We start from the raw sequence: 19379 nt of genomic DNA, 5'->3' as shown, positions 1-19379 counted from the left end.
TGTTGAATGTGCGGTGCTTATCTATTTCAAACTTCCATATTGTTGTTGCCTGACTCGGTTCAATGATCAGGTATTCCCGCTTTTTCCATGAATGTCTAAACCTTAAGCTGTTTGATCAAAATGGCATGAAAGGTTGTTTTACATGGAAGTTGAAAAGACCCAATCCCCTCCGCAGATGACCCCAGCTCAGCAAGGCGTATTCTTCGACCTGCTGAAGAATCAAATACCGGCCTGGGTGCTGGAATCATCGCAAGAGTCCAGGGCGGCGCTGTATGGAAGTCTGAAATCCGGTTTCCGTTCCCGATTCGCGGTGCTTGAAGAGTTGCGTGCCTTCAAAAGTCCGGAAAGTTTTTGTGCGCCGCTGCTCGCCAAGGCGTTGTCGGCAAAGCTGGTCGAGCCTGTACAGGTTGAAGGCGTCATTTTTCAACATGTTCGCTCCACCTCAAGCCTGCTCGGACTGAGAAGGAAACTGGTGCTGCCAATCGACCGCGATCTGTTGGGGGCCGCTTGCGAAAACTTCGAACTCAGCGAAACTCGCGCAGAAAACTATCATGAAAGTTCATTGATCTATATTCCGGAACGGGTCAGCGGACACCCCCACAGGATTCTCCCGATCCGGCCCCATGAGTTTGCGCAACTTTGCCGTGTGCTGGATCTGGGCAAAAGCTATCAGGCCCATGTGTCTGAGTTCTTTGGAAACAAGACGCAACTTGGCAGGCTGCGAAAGAAGGCGGTCGCTTGCCTGAAAGACCGGTTTGAGGTTGAACGGCATCTCGCGTATATGCAAAGGCATATAGGAAAGGATGTCTATGAGATGTTGAGGTCCGTCGTCGAGCGCAAGCCGTCGATCATCCTGGGCAAGAACACCCTGGGCTATCAACAGCTGAAGATGCTCGACACGACACTCAATGGCCCGATGTTCATCGGGCCCGTCAGCGAACATGAGGATGATGACTACCGGTGTGTTGTGTACGTGCCCGGAGATCCATTGCACCCCTTGAAGGAATATGCCTCGTTCTCCCACTTCGAGGGAGAGCTGAGCCGTCGCTTGAAGTCACCTGCATTCCGCCAGTTCTTCATGCGCTTCATCAAACTGGAGGATCGGGCCGAGTTTCTCGGAAGCCTGGATCAGAGCCTTTCAGTCAAGGTTTCCCTCTGGAGCAACAATTACGTGCAGGTCGATGGACTTGACCTGGACGCCGAAAGCAACAACGACCTGTTTCTGGCGATCTATCGACAGCATGCCGAGAAAGTGCTGGCCGATGCCCGCTTGCTCGTTGTCCCGACCGACGACGAGGATGAGAAAAGCCGGCTGGCGAGGCTCGAAACCTACAAGGCCATTGGCATCAATGCGTTGCTGTTCATGGGGGCATTCGTTCCGATAGTGGGCGAGGTCCTGTTCGCCGTCGCCGGCATCCAGCTGCTGGCGACGGTCTACGAAGGGGTTTCCCATTGGGCCGCCGGGGAACAGGAACTGGCGGCGGACTGCCTGTTCGATACCATCGAGAACCTGATCTTGATGGCGGCACTGGGTACGGCCGCCAAGGGGGGAAGCAGCCTCTTCAAAGTCGTGCGCCAGAGCGATTTCGTCTTGAGCTTGCGCAAGGTGCCGATTTCGTCCAAGGGTATGCGCTTGTGGAAGCCCGACCTTACGCCTTATCGCGCAAGGCAAAGTCTTCCCCAAGGACTTGAGGTGAGCGAGCAGGGGCTTGTCACGTTTGGCCAGGACCGATACTTGAATATCGGCGCGGATCACTTTGCGGTTCAGCCCAAGAAAGACACGAATGTCTGGGAAGTGCGCCCGCAACAGTCCGAACGCTATCTGCCGGTACTCGAAACCAACGGAGCCGGTGCGTGGCGGCACGACTCCGAGCTGTTCCAGGACTGGAGTCCGCTGACGTTGTTCCGGCGCCTCGGTTACCGCGCAGAACGTGTGCCGGATGCCCAGGCCTCGCAGATTCTGGGTGTCGTCGGCGTGGGAGAGCCTCAACTGCGCCGATTGTTTGCCGAACGCCGCAAGCCGATGGCGACATTGGAGGACACGGTCAGGCGATTTAGCGCCGACAGTGCCGTCAATCGGTTCATCGAGCAGATGGGCAAGCCGACATCCGCCCCTGCGGCGGATGCTGACCTGCAACTGTTCCTGCTGACCGCTTCCGCGAAATGGCCAAGAGACACGGCCGTGAGCGTTGTCGACGGCCTTGGCAACGAACTCAAGCGCTACGGCCCGGCAACGGCGGAACAAGAGCTGAGGCTCGGCCAAGAGCTATTGCGTAAGGGAACGTTTTACCCATCGCTGTTGGCAGGCCTCAAGGCCCCGCAACGACATCGGTTGCTGGGCATCACATCCCAAGACTCGGCCAGCCACACTGCAGCGCTCGTGGAAATGCTAGCCAACGACGCCGAACGCTTGCGGCTGAATGTGTTTGAGCGGTTGTATGAGCGCACCGACATCAGCAGTGAACCGTTGGCGGCTGCGGTGAAGCAAGCGTTCCCCGAATTGCCGGGGGCGGTCGCCGATGAGTTGGTTCTCAATGCCGACGCCAGTGAGTGGCAACAGCTCGAAGCCGGCAAGCTGCCATTGCGCATCGACGAGGAGGCGCGGCGATACACGCAGGTGGTGAACTTGAATCGCGCGTATGAGGGGCTCTATCTGGATGCTCCGCGTGACTTGAGCACTGACCTGATAGTGCTCGACACCTTGGCCAGGCTGCCGGGTTGGCCGGAGGATGTGTTCTTCGAAATCACGGAGCAGAACGCGGCCTCCAGTGACAGGGCCCAGACGGGCCCGGCCGAAGCCCGGCACAAAGTGTCGTTCAAGGCGCTTGAGGCGCGTTACCGGGCGGTCGATGCCAATGGGCAATTGCTGGCAGAGTCCGCCTCGAACACCCGCGCGCATTATTTCCAGACGTTGTGGCAGAGCCTGCCTGCCCACGCAAGAAAGGCGCTGGGTGTCGAGAGAGACGAGTCGGGCGCGCAGTTGCGCCGGAAAATCACCACGTCGGCCCTGCAACAGCGTGACGATATCGCCCGTTTGGTGGCCGGGCAGTCGTGGCGGGCAGGTTATCGTTCGCCAATGGGATTGGCCGACCCTCGCGGTGAACCTGTGGTGGAGTTCAAGCAATCGACTCCCGCCTCCGCGATCGCCGAAGTGGCAGCGCTGCGACAGCGGGCCCGTGAACTGTACCCCTTGCACTCACTTGCGCGGATCGAAAGTTTTCTGATGACGCTGGGCGACGACGAGGTGCTGGCGACGCGATCCCTCGAAGTGCTCAGGCAGCAATACCTGAAGATGCGCAATACCCTGGAGCAGTGGATAAACAGCCAAACCCATTACCAGAAAGCGGATGACGCCCGGCACACGGTTCCCCGGCGCAGCAAAGCCCTGGCTGCGCAGGCGATCCTGCGGGCATGGCGCAAAGAGCCGGGAACCGTCGGGCAGCTCCCTGAAATATTCGACAGACTGACGTTCGATGCGCAGCCGCTGGGATCGCTGCCGACGATCATCGCAGACTTCAGGCACATCGGCGCACTGGAAATGAACAACGTCGGAGAGAGCGCGGGGCTGAATGCGTTTCTGAAAAACTTCCCGAACCTGCACACGCTGAGCCTGACCGGAAACGGCCTGACCCGGCTGCCCCTGGCGATCCATGACATGCCGCGCCTGACCCACCTGGACCTGAGTGACAACCAGATCGTCCTGACGGCAGAGGCAGCGGCCGCATTGGGTGCCAAAGAACATCTGCAATCGTTGAACCTGAGTTTCAACCCCGGCCTCAGGCGGCTGCCGTCCTTTGCTTCGATGCGCAACCTGCAGCATTTGGCCTTGCGCGGCAGCGGAATCGACGAATGGCCGACGGGCCTTGAAGAGCATCCGATGCTTCGGACCCTTGACCTGCGCGACAACCAGATCAAAGTGCTGGCGGACGCGATCTTCAAGGCGCGGACGGAGCTGAACCAAGGCACCAACATCGACGGCAATCCTTTGTCGGCCAAGGCGCTGGAGGATATTGCCCGATATCAGCAGTCCACCGGCGTCAATCTCGGCGTGATCACCGTCGACTATACCCATCCGCCCGTCGACCTGTTGCCCGACAGTGGTCCCGGCGCCCATTGGGAGAGCGGGCTGGCGCAGGAGGACATTGCGCAGATGCAGGCCGCATGGGCCTCGTTGTCGGCTTATCCACGTTCCCGGGACTTCTTCCTGGTGCTCGATCAGATGCGCGATTCGGCCGATGACGTGCGTGAGCATTCGAACCTGGCCGCTCGCGTCTGGAACCTGCTGCGGGCGGCCGCGGAAGATGACAGCTTGCGCAGCGAACTGTTTCGCATGGCACGGATCGGACGGGTCAGCGCCGATGAGGCCGGCAGTGTGTTCAATGATCTGGAGATCAGGGTGCTGGGCTATCGCGCCATGAGGGCGGCACGCACGGGCGAGCGATCGCTGGAGGGCGAACTGGTGCGGTTGCTGCGAGGGCTGTTTCGCCTGCAGGAACTGAAGAGGCAGGCTCAGATCGAGATCGGCAATCGCCTGCGCGACAACACCCTCAGCCGCCGGCAGGCGTCGGAACTGAGCCTGATCTATCGGGTCAGGCTGGCGCGCCGCCTGGAACTGTTGGCCCAGCCAAGTGCGATCGACACCGCGTTCGACGTCGACGTGACCGAGCAGCAACTGGACAAGGCTTACGCAGAAGTGGTAAAGGCGGAAAACTCACCCGCGTTGCTTGATCTGATCGATACCCAGCCTTTCTGGACGGAGTATCTGCATTCGACCCATCAAGAGCTGTTCTTCGGCGTGGAGGAACGCGCCGCCCAAGCGTTTGCCGAGCTGGAGACGCAAAACGATCTGTCGCGTGAGGCCGCGACGCAGAGGACGATGGCGATCGTGGACAATTTCCGCAATGAAAACCGGAGCCTGTACCAACGACTGACGCAAGAGGCGCTGGCTCGGCATCCGGGCCTGGCGCTGCCCGAACCGGCGACGGCCGGGCTCCGATGAACGCTCTTGCCCTCGTCGGCGCCTGAACGAACCGTGGTCCTGCCACGGTTTTTCTTTGCCCGGCGCTTGCGGGCGACAAGGAGAAAAATCCATTCGGTGCCGCTGACCGTTCCTACTTTCAAATCACATGCGTCGGGTTACGTTGCGCTATCTCCAGCACCGCAAAGGATTGCATTGCGACCATGACCGACAACAACGACGAATCCCTTTCCCTGAACCCTCCCGGCCCGGACATGCGCTCGGCGCTGAACGCCACGGTGGCGTCGGCGCTGCCCTTGACGCCGGAAGCCTTCGGCATCGCCCGGATCCGCGCCCGGTGGGGCGCCGACATCGACCCGCAGACCGCCCGGATGGTCACGCTCGACTACGACCGTGACTGGGATCAGGGCAAAAACGGCGTGCATCACGGCAAGGTGCGGCGTTCGCACACGCTCATCCGGGCCTTGCTGGACAATGACCAGACCGTGGCGGACGGCGCGTTCGGCGAAAACCTGTTCGGCCTGTATACCCCGCCGGACATCGGTCCGACCGTCGTGATCCAGGACGAAAGCGCAGCGGACGCGACGAATGAGCCGGGTTGGCTGCGCGACTACGAAGGCATCTACCGCCAGACCACGCCTCAGGTCTACGGCCCTGCCACGCAATTGCCCATCCGTGCGGCGGACTTCAAGCGATGGGTCTGGACCCTGGAGCTGCGCCCGCTGTACCAGGACTACCTGGACAGTGTCTGGCCGTCGGACAGGATCCTGTTGGCCGATGCTCCCTATCCCTTGAGAACCACCGTGAAAGCGGCCTTCATCATGAGTGCCTTTCTCCAGCGCAGAGAGCGCAGCCTGAGCCGTGAAGGGTTGGCGCTGGCGTTGCGTTGCGCCGGTCTGGCGCCGGATCTGCGCTGGAAAGATCTGACCTTCGCGCAATTGCAGGCAGCCACCCGGCCGGCGGAAGGGATCGAAACCGGGCGTCTGGCCATCTACCGCTATACGTCAAAGGACATCTGATACTTCCATGACCGTGCCAGCCACCGGGTGCTTCTGCACATTCCCGGCAACTCGTCGCCGCTGCACGAATTCACGGACACCGGCCGGTTGCGCCAATGGCTCGCGGCTCAAGGCCGGACCGAAGGAGGACGGCGGGCATTGGGGACGCATTTTGCCGAGGACGACATCGAGGACGGGCTGTTCCACGCCGGTGTCCTGACCGCGCTGGACGGCATCGGGCTGTATCCGAAGGAGCACTGGCTGGGCCGGACGGCCGGATTCTTCAACAATGACGGTTACTGGAACCCCGACGACTACGTCGTGCTGGAGCCGTTCAAGGGACGCTGCGATCCGTTCGCCCAATGGGTGCTGACGATGAAACAGGACGCGCTGGCCAGTGCCGACGGCATCCGCGACGACGCCCAGGTCAATCGCGATGAACTCAGCGCCGTGGTCGAGCCGGTCGTGCAATGGATCAACCGTCTGGCGCCGTTGGCGTTGTTCGTGCCCGGGGGCGAGGGCGTGCTGGCGCTGGCGGGGCTGATCGATGCGGGCTATGGCCTCGATGCCGCCGTCAACGGCAGCTCCGCGCCGGCCCAGTCCGAAGGGCTGACGCGCACGGTGTTCGGCCTGCTGAACGCGTTGCCGGTGGCCGGGGAGCTCGCGGCGGTGAAGAGTGAAGCGCGGGCCTTGCGGGCGTCGGAGGAGGGGGCTGCTGTCCTGCTGCCGGCCGGCAAGGTCTCCGGCGATGCATGGGTGCCTGCCGCCGCGCGCCTGGCTGCGCTGCGCGGACTGGGCGAGCCTGTCGCCGCCTTCACCGATGAGGTGCTGATGCAGATCGGCCGGGTGATCGACTGGAGCGATGAGGAGCGGCCGCTGACCGGCGACGGTTCGACACCGTTTCCTTTGCTGGCGGACGCCATCGACCGGTTCAGGCTTGAGCAGAGCATTGATCCGACGCTGGATCCCGCCGTGCGCACAGAGCAGTTCAACAGGCGCTACCGGGCGCTCCAGCGCTCGGAGCGCGCATGGGTGCGGTTGTGTCAGGAACAGTACCCGGGATTGCCCAAGGCGGCCATCGAACAGCTACTCGCACGCCTAGACATCGATGCCGCACGTCCTTTCGATCCGAATGAAGCCCGGCGTGCGCTCCGGGCGCTGGACGGCAAGGCCCGTCAGTACCAGGCCCATGCCCGCCTGGATCAGGCCTATGCGGGGCTGTACCTGCGCGCCGTGAACCATCCCGACACGGACAGGCTTGCGCTGCACACCCTGAGGCATCTGCCGGGCTGGCCATCGGGTGTGGCCGTGCAGGTACTGGACAGCTCGATCAGCGGTCGTGTGCTGGAGCGTGCCGGGGTGCCGGGCGGCCATGACATCCGCCGGTTGATCAAGGCAGGCAGCCGTTACCGCGCCAGTGATGGGGCACCGGATGAAGCCGGCGATCTGTACCGGGCCTTGTCTGCCGTGCTGACGGAACAGGAGCGTTCCTCGCTGGGCCTGGCCTCGGCGGATCCTGCCGGTGCCTTGCGCCTGAAGCTGGGCGAGCATGCGTTGCCCCGCGACGAACTGCAGCGGGGCCTGCAGCGAACGGACGCGGGCCTGGCGTTCGAGTCCTGGGGGCGGCTGGCGGGGGGCGGCTTTCCCACAACCCTTGAAGGGCGGAGCTTGACGGTCGAGGTGGATCGCCTGCAGGTCCAGGAACTCTATCCCGAGTTCGACGCTGCCCAGGCGGATGCCTGGCTGCTTCAGGCCGGCCCGCAGGCGCAGTCGACGCTGGCGGCGTTGCGCCTGGAGCTGGATCAGCTGAACCTCGACCTGAATGACTGGATCGGCCTGTCGGCGACCGACGTCGATGAAATGGACATCGACTTTCTGGCGCCGGGCGACGCCGAGGCGGCGCACATGCCTCCGGCGCAACTGGCCGAGCACAACCAGAACCTGCTGGAGGAAGCCATTGCCCAGGAACGCGTCATGCGCACCGAACTGGCCCAGGAGTTGATCGCCATCTGGCAGAAGCGGCCTCCCAGGGTCAATCGTGTGACGGCCGGTGAGCAGAGGGAGGTGTACCGTCTCGATCTGGATTTCGAGGACTATTTGCGCCTGCCGATCACCCCGGTCCGTTTCGGGGAAGTGTTCGAGCTGTCGATGCGAGGCTTGCATGTGATCGAGCAGGAAAGCCTGGACGGTTTCCTCGAGAGCTTCCCGAATCTGCGCACCTTGAACCTGGAAAGCGTGGACATCCGTCGCCTCAACGGCAACAACGTGCTGGAGGGGGCATTGCCGCCATCGATCCTGAGGATGCGCCATCTGACCCGGCTGAACCTGCGCTCGACCTTCCTGGAGCTCAAGGAGTCCACGGCCTCGCAGTTCCGGGAACTGACGCACCTGCAAGAGCTCGACCTGAGCGACAACCCGCTCACGGAGGCGCCGGTGGTGCTGGGGATGGGCGAACTGCGCGTCCTGAACCTGAGGAATGCCGCCATCACCCGATGTCCCGTCGGGATCCCGGAGCAGCCTCGCTTGGCCCTGCTGAACCTGGCCGAAAACCGGATCGAACGGGTGCCTGCGGCGGTGTTCAGCCAGGCCGTCTCGCGTCAGCGGGTCATGCTCTGGGGCAATCCGCTGTCCGACGAAGAGACGCTGGAAAGGGTCGTCGAACACCGCAGGCGCACCGGCATCAACCTGTGGCTCGATCCCTCCCGGGAGGAAAGCGGCGCAGAACCCTGGCTTGGGGAAGGCAATGAGGTGCTGAACCGGGCACGCCGGTCGATATGGGCGAGCGTGGCCGCGAAACCGTCCGGCCCGGATCTGCTGCGGATGGTGAGCGGTTTGAGCCTGACGGCGGACTTCCGGGTGGCCTATCGGGATCTTCAGGTGCGCGTATGGTTGCTCCTGGTGCAGGCCGATGCCAGCGATGAGCTGTGGGGATTGTTGAGCGGTTGGCTGGCGAGTGCGTTCGGCGATGCCGAGAACCCGTTCGTGGCGTTCGAGGCGTTGGAGGGCCGGGTGAAGTTCTACAGGGACTGGGTGGCGTCGGGGCGGCCTGTGCCGATGATCGGCTGAGCCGGTGGTGCGTCGTTGTCCTGCCCGCTTCGGTCAAAGCGGGCAGGACGGACGTTCAGCGGCGACGGAACAGCGGCAGCGGTTCGTCGGTGGCGGCCTGGTAGGTCACCGAGAAGTCCTTGAGGCTTTCCAGGGCTTCGTAGGGATCCTTGTCGGCGCGCAGCGCGTAGGCGTCGAAACCGCAGCGGCGCATGTAGAACAGCTGGTCGCGCAGCACGTCGCCGATCGCCCGCAGTTCGCCCTTGAAGCCGTAGCGGTCACGCAGCAGGCGGGCGTTGGAGTAGTTGCGCCCGTCCGTGAAGGCCGGGAAGTTCAGGGCGATGACCTGGAACTGGTCCACGTCGTCGCCGATCTCCTCGGCTTCTTCGTCCGCGTCCAGCCAGACGCCCAGGCCGCCGTCGCGGGCCTTGAGCGCATGGGCGTGGTCACGCCACAGGGCCAGCGGCACGATCAGGTCGTCGCAGTTGGAGATGCCGTCGAGGGTCGAGTCCTTGGGCAGCAGGTGCCAGGTTTCGTCGATGACCTCGTTGTTCTTAATGATTCGCTGCATAGACGCGTTCCTTGAAGAGGTCGATGCCGATACGCTGGTAGGTGTCGATGAAACGCTCGTCTTCGGTGCGCTGTTCCACGTACACGTCGATCAGCTTGGAGATCACGTCGGGCATGTCTTCCTGGGCGAAGGACGGGCCGAGGATCTTGCCCAGGCTGGCGTCGCGGCTGGCGCTGCCGCCGAGGGACACCTGATAGAACTCTTCGCCTTTCTTGTCCACCCCGAGGATGCCGATGTGGCCGACGTGGTGGTGGCCGCAGGCGTTCATGCAACCGGAGATGTTCAGGTCCAGCTCGCCGATGTCGAACAGGTAGTCCAGGTCGTCGAAACGGCGCTGGATCGATTCGGCGATCGGGATCGACTTGGCGTTGGCCAGGGAGCAGAAGTCGCCGCCCGGGCAGCAGATGATGTCGGTCAGCAGACCGATGTTCGGCGTGGCGAACCCTTGCTCGCGCAGCTCGCCCCACAGGGTGAACAGCTGGCTCTGCTCGACGTCGGCCAGGATGATGTTCTGCTCGTGGGAGGTGCGCAGTTGGCCGTAGCTGTAGCGCTCGGCCAGGTCGGCGACGGCGTCGAGCTGCTTGTCGGTGATGTCGCCCGGCGCGACGCCGGTCGGTTTCAGCGACAGGGTGACGGCCACATAGCCCGGCTTCTTGTGGGCCAGGGTGTTGCGGGTGCGCCAGCGGGCGAAGCCCGGGTGCTCCTTGTCGAGCGCGGCCAGTTCGGCGGCCTGGTCGTCCAGGGCCTTGTAGTCCGGGTCGACGAAGTGTTTGGCGACGCGATGCACTTCGGCTTCGGTCAGGGTGGTCTGGCCGCCGCGCAGGTGCTGCATTTCGGCTTCGACCTTTTCGGCGAAGACCTCAGGGGTCAGCGCCTTGACGAGGATCTTGATCCGCGCCTTGTATTTGTTGTCGCGACGGCCGTAGCGGTTGTAGACCCGCAGGATGGCGTCGAGGTAGCTCAGCAGGTCCTGCCACGGCAGGAACTCGTTGATGAACGCCCCGACCACCGGGGTACGGCCCAGCCCGCCGCCCACCAGCACGCGGAAGCCCAGCTCGCCGGCGGCGTTGTGCACCGGCTCAAGGCCGATGTCGTGGACTTCGATGGCGGCGCGGTCGGAGGTCGAACCATTGACGGCGATCTTGAACTTGCGCGGCAGGTAGGCGAATTCCGGGTGGAACGTGGTCCACTGGCGGACGATCTCGCACCACGGGCGCGGGTCGATCAGTTCGTCGAAGGCGACGCCGGCGAACTGGTCGGTGGTGACGTTGCGCAGGCAGTTGCCGCTGGTCTGGATCGCGTGCATCTGCACGGTGGCCAGTTCGGCGAGGATGTCCGGGATGTCTTCCACCGCCGGCCAGTTGAACTGCACGTTCTGCCGGGTGCTGATGTGGGCGTAGCCCTTGTCGTAGTCGCGGGCGATCTTGGCCATCATGCGCACCTGACGCGAGGTCAGCTGGCCGTAAGGCACCGCCACCCGCAGCATCGGGGCGAAACGCTGGATGTACAGGCCGTTCTGCAGGCGCAGCGGCCGGAATTCCTCTTCGCTCAGCTCACCTGCCAGATAGCGTCGGGTCTGATCACGGAACTGCTTGACGCGGTCCTCGATGATCCGCTGATCGTATTCGTCGTATACGTACATATAAGTCCTGTTCTCAGGCTTGGGCCACTCGGAAAACGCTGCTTTTGTTTGCTTGCTTGAGACCGAGGGATGCTCTGCAATTCTGCGCGCACGGCCGCGCACTCCCAACGGAGCCGGGGCAATATACCCGTTTGCGTTTATGCGCAAAAGTGATGTTTGAGTATATGTAAAGAACCAAATCGCCTAACAGGGGCGGGTATCCGCTAACCCACATTTGTCGTGCGGACAATCATCGTCTTAACTGTGGTCGAGTCTTCTGCAATCACCGACAAAACCGACAAGAGGCGATGCAATGAGCAACCCAACCAAAGCAAGGAAGAGCGACAGCACCGTTGATGCCTGGGCCATTCTGTTCCTGATCATTCTGGTCGTGGGCACGGCGGTGTTCTGGGTCAGTCATCAATAAGCGACCCGTCCGGGCCCGCTACCGACGGTTGTCGGACAAATTGCAGGATCAAGCGCCAGTGGCCGGTTGATCGAAGGCTATAATGCGCCGCCGTTTTTCCTATGGGCCCGGATGTTTCATGTTGAAGATTCTCCACCTCAGCCTGCTGCTGTTCGGCGCGGTTTTCGGATCCTGCGCGCGGGCGGAATCGGTGCTGTTCCTCAATCCGGGCACGGAACAGGAAGCCTTCTGGGTAAGCTATTCGCAATTCATGCAGGCCGCCGCCCGGGATCTGGGCATCGACCTTGAGATCGTCTATTCCCAACGCCGTCCCGAACAGACCCTGGCCCAGGCACGGCTGGCGCTGCAGGGCACCCGCCGTCCGGATTACCTGATGTTCGCCAACGAGCAGTACGTGGCGCCGCAGATCTTGCGCATGGCGTACAACAGCGGCGTGAAGCTGTTCATGGTCAACGCTGCCTTGACCCCCAATCAGCAAAGCCTGGTGGGCGAGCGCGCCGACCGGATCGGCAGCCTGGTGCCCAACGACGAGGAGGGCGGCTACCTGATGATGAACGAGCTGATCCGCCTGCATCCGGCGGTGGCGCCCGGTGAGGAGATCGAGTTGCTGGCGTTCTCCGGGCTCAAGATCACGCCGTCGGCGCAACTGCGTGAAAGCGGCATGCAGCGGGCGCTGGCCGAGCATCCCCAGGTACGGCTGCGCCAACTGGTCTACAGCGGCTGGACACGCCAGCGCGCCTACGAGCAGGCCAAGCAGTTGCAGGCGCGCTACCCGAAGGTGTCGCTGGTGTGGTCGGCCAATGACGAAATGGCGTTCGGCGCGATGCAGGCCTTCGCCGAAGCGGGCAAGGTGCCGGGCAAAGACGTGCTGTTCAGTGCGGTCAATACTTCGCCTGCGGCCTTGCAGGCGTTGCTCGACGGTCGTCTGAGCGCGTTGCTCGGCGGGCATTTCACCTTGGGCGGCTGGGCGCTGGTGGAATTGCACGACCATGCGCAGGGCGTGAACCTGGACCGGTACGGCGGCCGCGACCGGCAGATCCCGCTGATGCAGTTGATCGACAAGGCCCAGGCCCGGCAGATGCTGGCCATGGGCAATTCGCCGGACTACGGCGTGCCGTTCCGCAAGCTGTCGGCCAAGGGGCGGCCGGCGTCCTACCGTTACCCCTTCAGCCTGCAGACATTGATGCACTGATCCGCGTCAGACCCCCGCCAGATGCACCACCAGCTTGACGATGGCGAACAGCGTCAGCGCGAACAGCGCCGTAAAGGCAATGCCGAGGATCACGAAGTGGCTGGGCTTGCCGTGGGTGAAGTCCCGGGCGCGGTTCTTCCCGCTCTGCACCCCGAACGCGGCGGCCATGACGCTGTGCACCATCTGCCAGAAGGTCGGTGGCTTGTTGTCGACTGGATCGTCCATAAATCCCCCGTCTGTGTGTTTGCCCTTTGAGCATAGCCAATCCTGCTCCCGTTGCCTGGAGCCTTGGCCGAGCCCGCACGGCGCGGGGACGATGCGGGGGAGGGAAGCCCGGAGAGGCCGGCCCTTGCGCCTTGGGCGGGCACAAGGGCGGCGAGGCCGGTCTCAGTCGTCGTAGCCCAGGTTCGGCGCCAGCCAGCGCTCGGTGACGCTCAGTTCCTGGCCCTTGCGCGAGGTGTAGCTCTGCACCTGATCCTTGTCGACCTTGCCCACGGCGAAGTACTGCGCCTGCGGGTGGGCGAAGTACCAGCCGCTGACCGCCGCCGCCGGAAACATCGCGTAGTGCTCGGTGAGGAACACGCCGCTGCGGCCGGCGCGCATCTCGCTGGACTCGGGGTCGAGCAGGGCGAACAGCGTGGCCTTCTCGGTGTGGTCCGGGCAGGCCGGGTAGCCCGGTGCCGGACGGATGCCGGAGTACTGCTCCTTGATCAGCGCTTCGTTGTCCAGGGCTTCGTCCTTGGCGTAGCCCCAGTGCTCCTTGCGCACCTGTTCGTGGAGCCATTCGGCGCAGGCCTCGGCCAGGCGGTCGGCCAGGGCCTTGACCATGATCGAGTTGTAGTCGTCGCCGGCGTCCTGGTAGGCCTTGGCCACTTCCTCGGCGCCGATGCCGGCGGTGGTGATGAAGCCGCCCACGTAGTCGGTCACGTCGCTGTCCTTCGGCGCGACGAAGTCGGCCAGGGAGAAGTTCGGCTTGCCGTCGGTCTTGATCGCCTGCTGGCGCAGGTGGTGCAGGCGGGCCAGCGGCTTGCCGTCGTCGCCGTACAGCTCGATGTCGTCGTCATGCACTTGGTTGGCCGGCCAGAAGCCGAACACCGCGCGGGCGCTGATCAGCTTCTCGTCGATCAGTTTGCTCAGCATTTCGCGGGCGTCCTTGTACAGCACGGTGGCGGCCTCGCCGACCACTTCGTCCTCAAGGATGCGCGGGAACTTGCCGGCCAGGTCCCAGGAGATGAAGAACGGCGTCCAGTCGATGTATTCGGCCAGCACGTTCAGGTCGATGTCGTCCAGCACCCGGGTACCGGTGAAGGTCGGCTTGACCGGCGCGTAGGCGGCCCAGTCGAACTGCGGTTTCTTGGCGATGGCGGCCGCGTAGCTCAGGCGCTCGGTGCGGGCGCTGCGGTTGGCGGTGCGCTCGCGCACGTCGACGTATTCGGCGCGGGTCTTCTCGACGAAGCCGGCCTTCAGCTCTTTGGACAGCAACTGGGTGGCGACGCCCACCGCGCGGGAGGCGTCGGTGACGTAGACCACGGCATCGTTGCTGTACTTGGGCTCGATCTTCACGGCGGTGTGCGCCTTGGAGGTGGTGGCGCCGCCGATCATCAGCGGCAGGTGGAAGTCCTGGCGCTGCATCTCGCGGGCCACGTGCACCATTTCGTCCAGCGACGGGGTGATCAGGCCGGAGAGACCGATGATGTCGCACTTCTCGTCGCGGGCCACCTGGAGGATCTTCTCCGCCGGCACCATCACGCCCAGGTCGACGATGTCGTAGCCGTTGCAGCCCAGCACCACGCCGACGATGTTCTTGCCGATGTCGTGCACGTCGCCCTTCACGGTGGCCATCAGGATCTTGCCCTTGGCCTCCGGCTTGTCGCCTTTTTCCAGCTCGATGAACGGGATCAGGTGAGCCACGGCCTGCTTCATCACGCGGGCGGACTTCACCACCTGCGGCAGGAACATCTTACCGGCGCCGAACAGGTCGCCGACGATGTTCATGCCCGCCATCAGCGGGCCTTCGATGACCTCGATCGGCCGGGCGAACGACAGGCGCGACTCTTCGGTGTCTTCGACAATGTGGGTGGTGATGCCCTTGACCAGCGCGTGTTCCAGACGCTTGTTGACGTCCCAGCTGCGCCACTCTTCGGTTTCGGCTTCCTTGACGCTGCCGTCGCCCTTGAACTTGTCGGCGATGGCGAGCAGGGCGTCGGTGGCGTCGCCGTTGCGGTTGAGGATCACGTCCTCGACGGCGTCGCGCAGCTCCTGCGGGATCTGGTCGTAGATCTCCAGCTGGCCGGCGTTGACGATGCCCATGGTCAGGCCCGCACGGATCGCGTACAGCAGGAACACCGAGTGGATGGCCTCGCGCACCGGGTTGTTGCCGCGGAACGAGAACGACACGTTGGACACGCCGCCGGAGCTCAGGGCGTACGGCAGCTCGTCGCGGATGTAGGCGCAGGCGTTGATGAAATCGACGGCGTAGTTGTTGTGCTCTTCGATGCCGGTGGCGACGGCGAAGATGTTCGGGTCGAAGATGATGTCTTCCGGCGGGAAGCCGACTTCGTTGACCAGGATGTCGTAGGAGCGCTTGCAGATTTCCTTCTTGCGCGCCTCGGTGTCGGCCTGGCCGACCTCGTCGAACGCCATCACCACCACGGCGGCGCCGTAGCGCTTGCACAGCTTGGCGTGGTGGATGAACTGCTCGACGCCTTCTTTCATGCTGATCGAGTTGACGATGCCCTTGCCCTGGATGCACTTGAGGCCTGCTTCGATCACGTCCCACTTGGAGGAGTCGATCATGATCGGGACGCGGGAGATGTCCGGCTCGCCGGCGATCAGATTGAGGAAGGTCACCATGGCCTTCTTCGAATCGAGCATGCCCTCGTCCATGTTGATGTCGATCACCTGGGCGCCGGCCTCGACCTGCTGCAGGGCGACTTCCAGGGCTTCGGTGTAGTTGTCCTCGCGGATCAGGCGGGCGAACTTGGCCGAGCCGGTGATGTTGGTGCGCTCGCCCACGTTGACGAACAGCGAGCTGCGGTCGATGGTGAACGGCTCCAGGCCCGACAGGCGGCAGGCCTTGGGGATGTCCGGGATCTGCCGCGGCGCGTAGCCGGCCACGGCCTTGGCGATGGCTTCGATGTGCCCCGGCGTGGTGCCGCAGCAGCCGCCGACGATGTTGAGGAAGCCGCTCTGGGCGAATTCTTCGATGACTTTGGCGGTGTCCGCCGGCAGTTCGTCGTATTCGCCGAACTCGTTCGGCAGGCCGGCGTTCGGGTGCGCCGAGACGTGGGTGCTGGCCTTGTCCGACAGCTCTTCCAGGTACGGGCGCAGCTCGCGGGCGCCGAGGGCGCAGTTCAGGCCGACGGAAATCGGCTTGGCGTGGGCCACGGAGTTCCAGAACGCTTCGGTGGTCTGGCCCGACAGGGTGCGGCCGGAGGCGTCGGTGATGGTGCCGGAGATCATGATCGGCAGTTCGAGGTTCAGTTCCTCGAACACCCCTTGCACGGCGAAGATCGCGGCCTTGGCGTTGAGGGTGTCGAAGATGGTCTCGATCAGGATCAGGTCGGCGCCGCCCTCGATCAGGCCTTTGGTGGCCTCGGTGTAGTTCTCCACCAGTTCATCGAAGGTGACGTTGCGGTAGCCGGGGTTGTTCACGTCGGGCGACAGCGAGCAGGTGCGGCTGGTCGGGCCGAGGACGCCGGCGACGAAGCGCGGCTTGGCCGGGTTCTCCAGGGTTTTCGCGTCGGCCACCTTGCGGGCCAGGCGGGCGCCTTCTACGTTGAGTTCGTAGACCAGCTCTTCCATGCCGTAGTCGGCCATGGAAATCCGGGTGGCGTTGAAGGTGTTGGTCTCCAGAATGTCGGCGCCGGCATCCAGGTAGGCCTTTTCGATGCCGCCGATCACGTCGGGGCGGGTCAGCACCAGCAGGTCGTTGTTGCCCTTGACGTCGCTCGGCCAGTCGGCGAAGCGCTTGCCGCGGTAATCCTGCTCTTCGAGCTTGTAGCTCTGGATCATCGTGCCCATGCCGCCGTCAAGTATCAGGATGCGCTCTTTGAGAGCTTGCTTGAGGGCCTGGAGGCGGACGCTGCGATCGGACATTGGGACTACTCGAAAAGACCATGACGAAGGGCCGGAATCATAACAAACCTGCGCGGATTTAGAGCAGGCGGCGCATTTTCATGAATATCGCTCATGTTGGAGCGGGCGTACCGGCGGTAGAATCGCGCGGTTTTCTTCAGGATCGGAATCAGGGATATGTTGAACCGCGTCATCGGCACCGTGTTGCTGCTTTTAAGCTTTGGCGCGGGGGCGCAGGGGACGGCCATTTCCTACACCCGCGACATCCAGCCGATCTTCACCGAGAAGTGCGTGGCCTGCCACGCCTGCTACGACTCCGCCTGCCAACTGAACCTGGGCAGCGGCGAGGGCGCGGCCCGCGGCGCCAGCAAGATGCCGGTCTACGACGGCGAACGCACCCAGGCCGCGCCGACCACCCGGCTGTTCTATGACGCCTTCGGCAAACGGCAATGGCAAGAGAAGGGCTTCTATTCGGTGCTCGACGCCCAGGGCAGCCAGGCCGCGCTGATGGCGCGCATGCTGGAGCTGGGCCACAAGACGCCCCTGCAACCCAACGCCAAGCTGCCCGAAGACATCGTGCTCGGCCTGCAGCGCGAGAACCTCTGCGCCATGCCCGCCGAGTTCGAGGGTTATGCCCAAAGCCATCCGACCGAAGGCATGCCGCTGGCCGTGACCGGCCTGACCCAGCAGCAGTACCAGACGCTGCAGCGCTGGCTGGCGTCCGGTGCGCCCATCGATGAGCAAGGGCTGACGCCCAGCGCCAAAGAGGCGATGCAGGTCGTGCAGTGGGAAAACCTGCTCAACACCCCCGGCGCCCGGCAGAGCCTGGTGGGGCGGTGGCTGTTCGAGCACTGGTTCCTGGCGCACATCTACTTCAAGGACGGCGAGCCGGGTCACTTCTTCCAGTGGGTGCGTTCGCGCACGCCGACCGGCCAGCCGATCGACCTGATCAACACCCGTCGCCCCAACGACGACCCGGGCACTCAGGTGTACTACCGCCTGTGGCCGGTGCAGGGGGTGATTGTGCATAAGACCCACATCACCTATCCGCTGAGCGCGGCCAAGCTGGCGCGGGTCAAGAGCCTGTTCTACAACGGCAAGTGGCAGGTGCATGCCTTGCCGGGCTACGGGCCCCAGAGCCGGGCCAACCCGTTCGCCACCTTCGAGGCGATCCCGGCCCAGGCGCGCTACCAGTTCATGCTCGACAACGCCGAGTACTTCGTGCGCACCTTCATCCGCGGGCCGGTGTGCCGCGGGCAGATCGCGACCGACGTGATCCGCGACAACTTCTGGGCGCTGTTCCAGGCCCCGGAACACGACCTGTACATCACCGACCCGAACTACCGCGGCCAGGCCACGCCGTTGCTGGCGATGCCGGGGCAGAACGACGACGTCGGCAGCGTGCTGAGCCTCTGGCACGACTACCGCAACAAGCGCAACCAGTACGAAGCCCTGCGCCGCGACAGCTACGCCGAAATGCCTGCGCCGAGCTGGTCCACGCTGTGGGCCGGCAACGACAACGCGCTGCTGAGCATTTTCCGTCACTTCGACAGCGCTTCGGTCACCAAGGGCCTGATCGGCGAAGTGCCGCAGACGATGTGGCTGTTCGACTTCCCGTTGCTCGAGCGCACCTATTACCAGTTGGCGGTCAACTTCGATGTGTTCGGCAACGTCTCCCATCAGGCGCAGACGCGCCTGTACTTCGACCTGATCCGCAACGGCGCCGAGCAGAACTTCCTGCGCCTGATGCCCGCCGACTCCCGCGAGGGCTACCTGGACGATTGGTATCAGAGCAGCGGCCAGTTCAAGATGTGGCTCGACTACGAGGCCATCGACGACGACAAGCCGACCGCGCTGAAGCTCGACGCCAAGGACCCGAAACGCGATTTCGCCCGCCAGTTGCTGGCCCGCTACGGTGACCTGAACGCCCGTCCCGACCCGATCAACCGCTGCGAGGACGCCTATTGCTCGCGGCCGAACATCGACCCGGCCCTGCAGAACGCCGAGCAGGCCCTGAGCCGCCTGGCATCGCGCCCGGCCGCCGGGCTCAAGGTGATCGATCAGTTGCCGGAAGCGACCCTGCTGCGCGTCGAGACCGCCAGCGGCAAGCGCGAGGTCTACAGCCTGCTGCGCAACCGGGCCCACAGCAACGTGGCGTTCCTGCTCGGCGAATCGCTGCGCTACCAGCCGGGGCTCGACACCCTGACGATCTACCCGGGCGTGCTCACCAGCTATCCGAACTTCATGTTCAACCTGCCGGCGGACCAGGTGCCGGCATTCGTCGATGCGATGGAGGGCGCGAAGGATCAGGAGCAGTTCGAGAAAATCGTCGAACGCTGGGGCATCCGCCGCAGCCATCCGCAATTCTGGTTCTATTTCCATGACCTGAGCCGCTACATCCACGATACGGATCCGGTGGAAGAGGGCGTGCTGGACATGAACCGCTACGAGAACCTCTGAAGCGGCGATG

At 63.6% G+C, this 19379-nt stretch carries 7 protein-coding genes and 1 pseudogene; 4 read left to right on the top strand and 4 right to left on the bottom strand.

Going from position 1 to position 19379, the window contains the following annotated elements:
• Positions 1-142 precede the first annotated feature (142 nt).
• Positions 143-4999: a dermonecrotic toxin domain-containing protein gene (locus CAG31_RS24825; RefSeq protein WP_085586178.1), complete on the top strand. Its 4857-nt coding sequence runs from the start codon at positions 143-145 to the stop codon at positions 4997-4999.
• Between the two features lie 182 nt (positions 5000-5181).
• Positions 5182-9042 (top strand): annotated as a pseudogene (locus CAG31_RS24820) (dermonecrotic toxin domain-containing protein).
• 55 nt (positions 9043-9097) lie between these two features.
• Here the strand turns inward: CAG31_RS24820 and CAG31_RS24815 are convergent.
• The gene (locus tag CAG31_RS24815) at positions 9098-9592 is read right to left on the bottom strand and encodes a DUF934 domain-containing protein (RefSeq protein ID WP_085586176.1); all 495 of its coding nucleotides are present in this window, start codon (positions 9590-9592) and stop codon (positions 9098-9100) included.
• Entirely contained in the window at positions 9576-11234 is a 1659-nt protein-coding gene (locus CAG31_RS24810) for a nitrite/sulfite reductase (protein WP_085586174.1), read from the bottom strand. Before CAG31_RS24810 ends, CAG31_RS24815 begins: the two co-directional genes overlap by 17 nt.
• A 524-nt stretch (positions 11235-11758) precedes the next feature.
• On the opposite strand from CAG31_RS24810, the gene CAG31_RS24805 reads away from it, so the two are divergent.
• Positions 11759-12832, top strand: coding sequence for an ABC transporter substrate-binding protein (locus CAG31_RS24805; RefSeq protein WP_085586172.1), 1074 nt, complete (start codon positions 11759-11761; stop codon positions 12830-12832).
• 6 nt (positions 12833-12838) lie between these two features.
• Here CAG31_RS24805 and CAG31_RS24800 read toward each other — a convergent pair whose 3' ends face one another.
• Positions 12839-13057, bottom strand: coding sequence for a DUF2970 domain-containing protein (locus tag CAG31_RS24800; protein ID WP_085586170.1), 219 nt, complete (start codon positions 13055-13057; stop codon positions 12839-12841).
• A 162-nt stretch (positions 13058-13219) separates the two neighbouring features.
• Positions 13220-16930, bottom strand: coding sequence for a methionine synthase (metH, locus tag CAG31_RS24795; RefSeq protein ID WP_085586168.1), 3711 nt, complete (start codon positions 16928-16930; stop codon positions 13220-13222).
• 156 nt (positions 16931-17086) lie between these two features.
• On the opposite strand from metH, the gene CAG31_RS24790 reads away from it, so the two are divergent.
• The gene (locus CAG31_RS24790; protein ID WP_085586166.1) at positions 17087-19369 is read left to right on the top strand and encodes a fatty acid cis/trans isomerase; all 2283 of its coding nucleotides are present in this window, start codon (positions 17087-17089) and stop codon (positions 19367-19369) included.
• The last annotated feature ends 10 nt before the right edge of the window (positions 19370-19379 follow it).

Origin of the sequence: Pseudomonas sp. R25(2017), assembly GCF_002112565.1 — a bacterium.
In the GTDB taxonomy this organism is placed as follows: Bacteria; Pseudomonadota; Gammaproteobacteria; order Pseudomonadales; family Pseudomonadaceae; genus Aquipseudomonas; species Aquipseudomonas ekonensis.
This window is presented reverse-complemented; position numbering and strand designations above follow the sequence as displayed.

Bases quoted from the DNA above. Each gene is read 5' to 3' on its own strand.
- CAG31_RS24825 (WP_085586178.1), top strand. From the start codon at position 143: ATGGAAGTTGAAAAGACCCAATCCCCTCCGCAGATGACCCCAGCTCAG.
- CAG31_RS24815 (WP_085586176.1), bottom strand. From the start codon at position 9,592: ATGCAGCGAATCATTAAGAACAACGAGGTCATCGACGAAACCTGGCAC.
- CAG31_RS24810 (WP_085586174.1), bottom strand. From the start codon at position 11,234: ATGTACGTATACGACGAATACGATCAGCGGATCATCGAGGACCGCGTC.
- CAG31_RS24805 (WP_085586172.1), top strand. From the start codon at position 11,759: ATGTTGAAGATTCTCCACCTCAGCCTGCTGCTGTTCGGCGCGGTTTTC.
- CAG31_RS24800 (WP_085586170.1), bottom strand. From the start codon at position 13,057: ATGGACGATCCAGTCGACAACAAGCCACCGACCTTCTGGCAGATGGTG.
- metH (WP_085586168.1), bottom strand. From the start codon at position 16,930: ATGTCCGATCGCAGCGTCCGCCTCCAGGCCCTCAAGCAAGCTCTCAAA.
- CAG31_RS24790 (WP_085586166.1), top strand. From the start codon at position 17,087: ATGTTGAACCGCGTCATCGGCACCGTGTTGCTGCTTTTAAGCTTTGGC.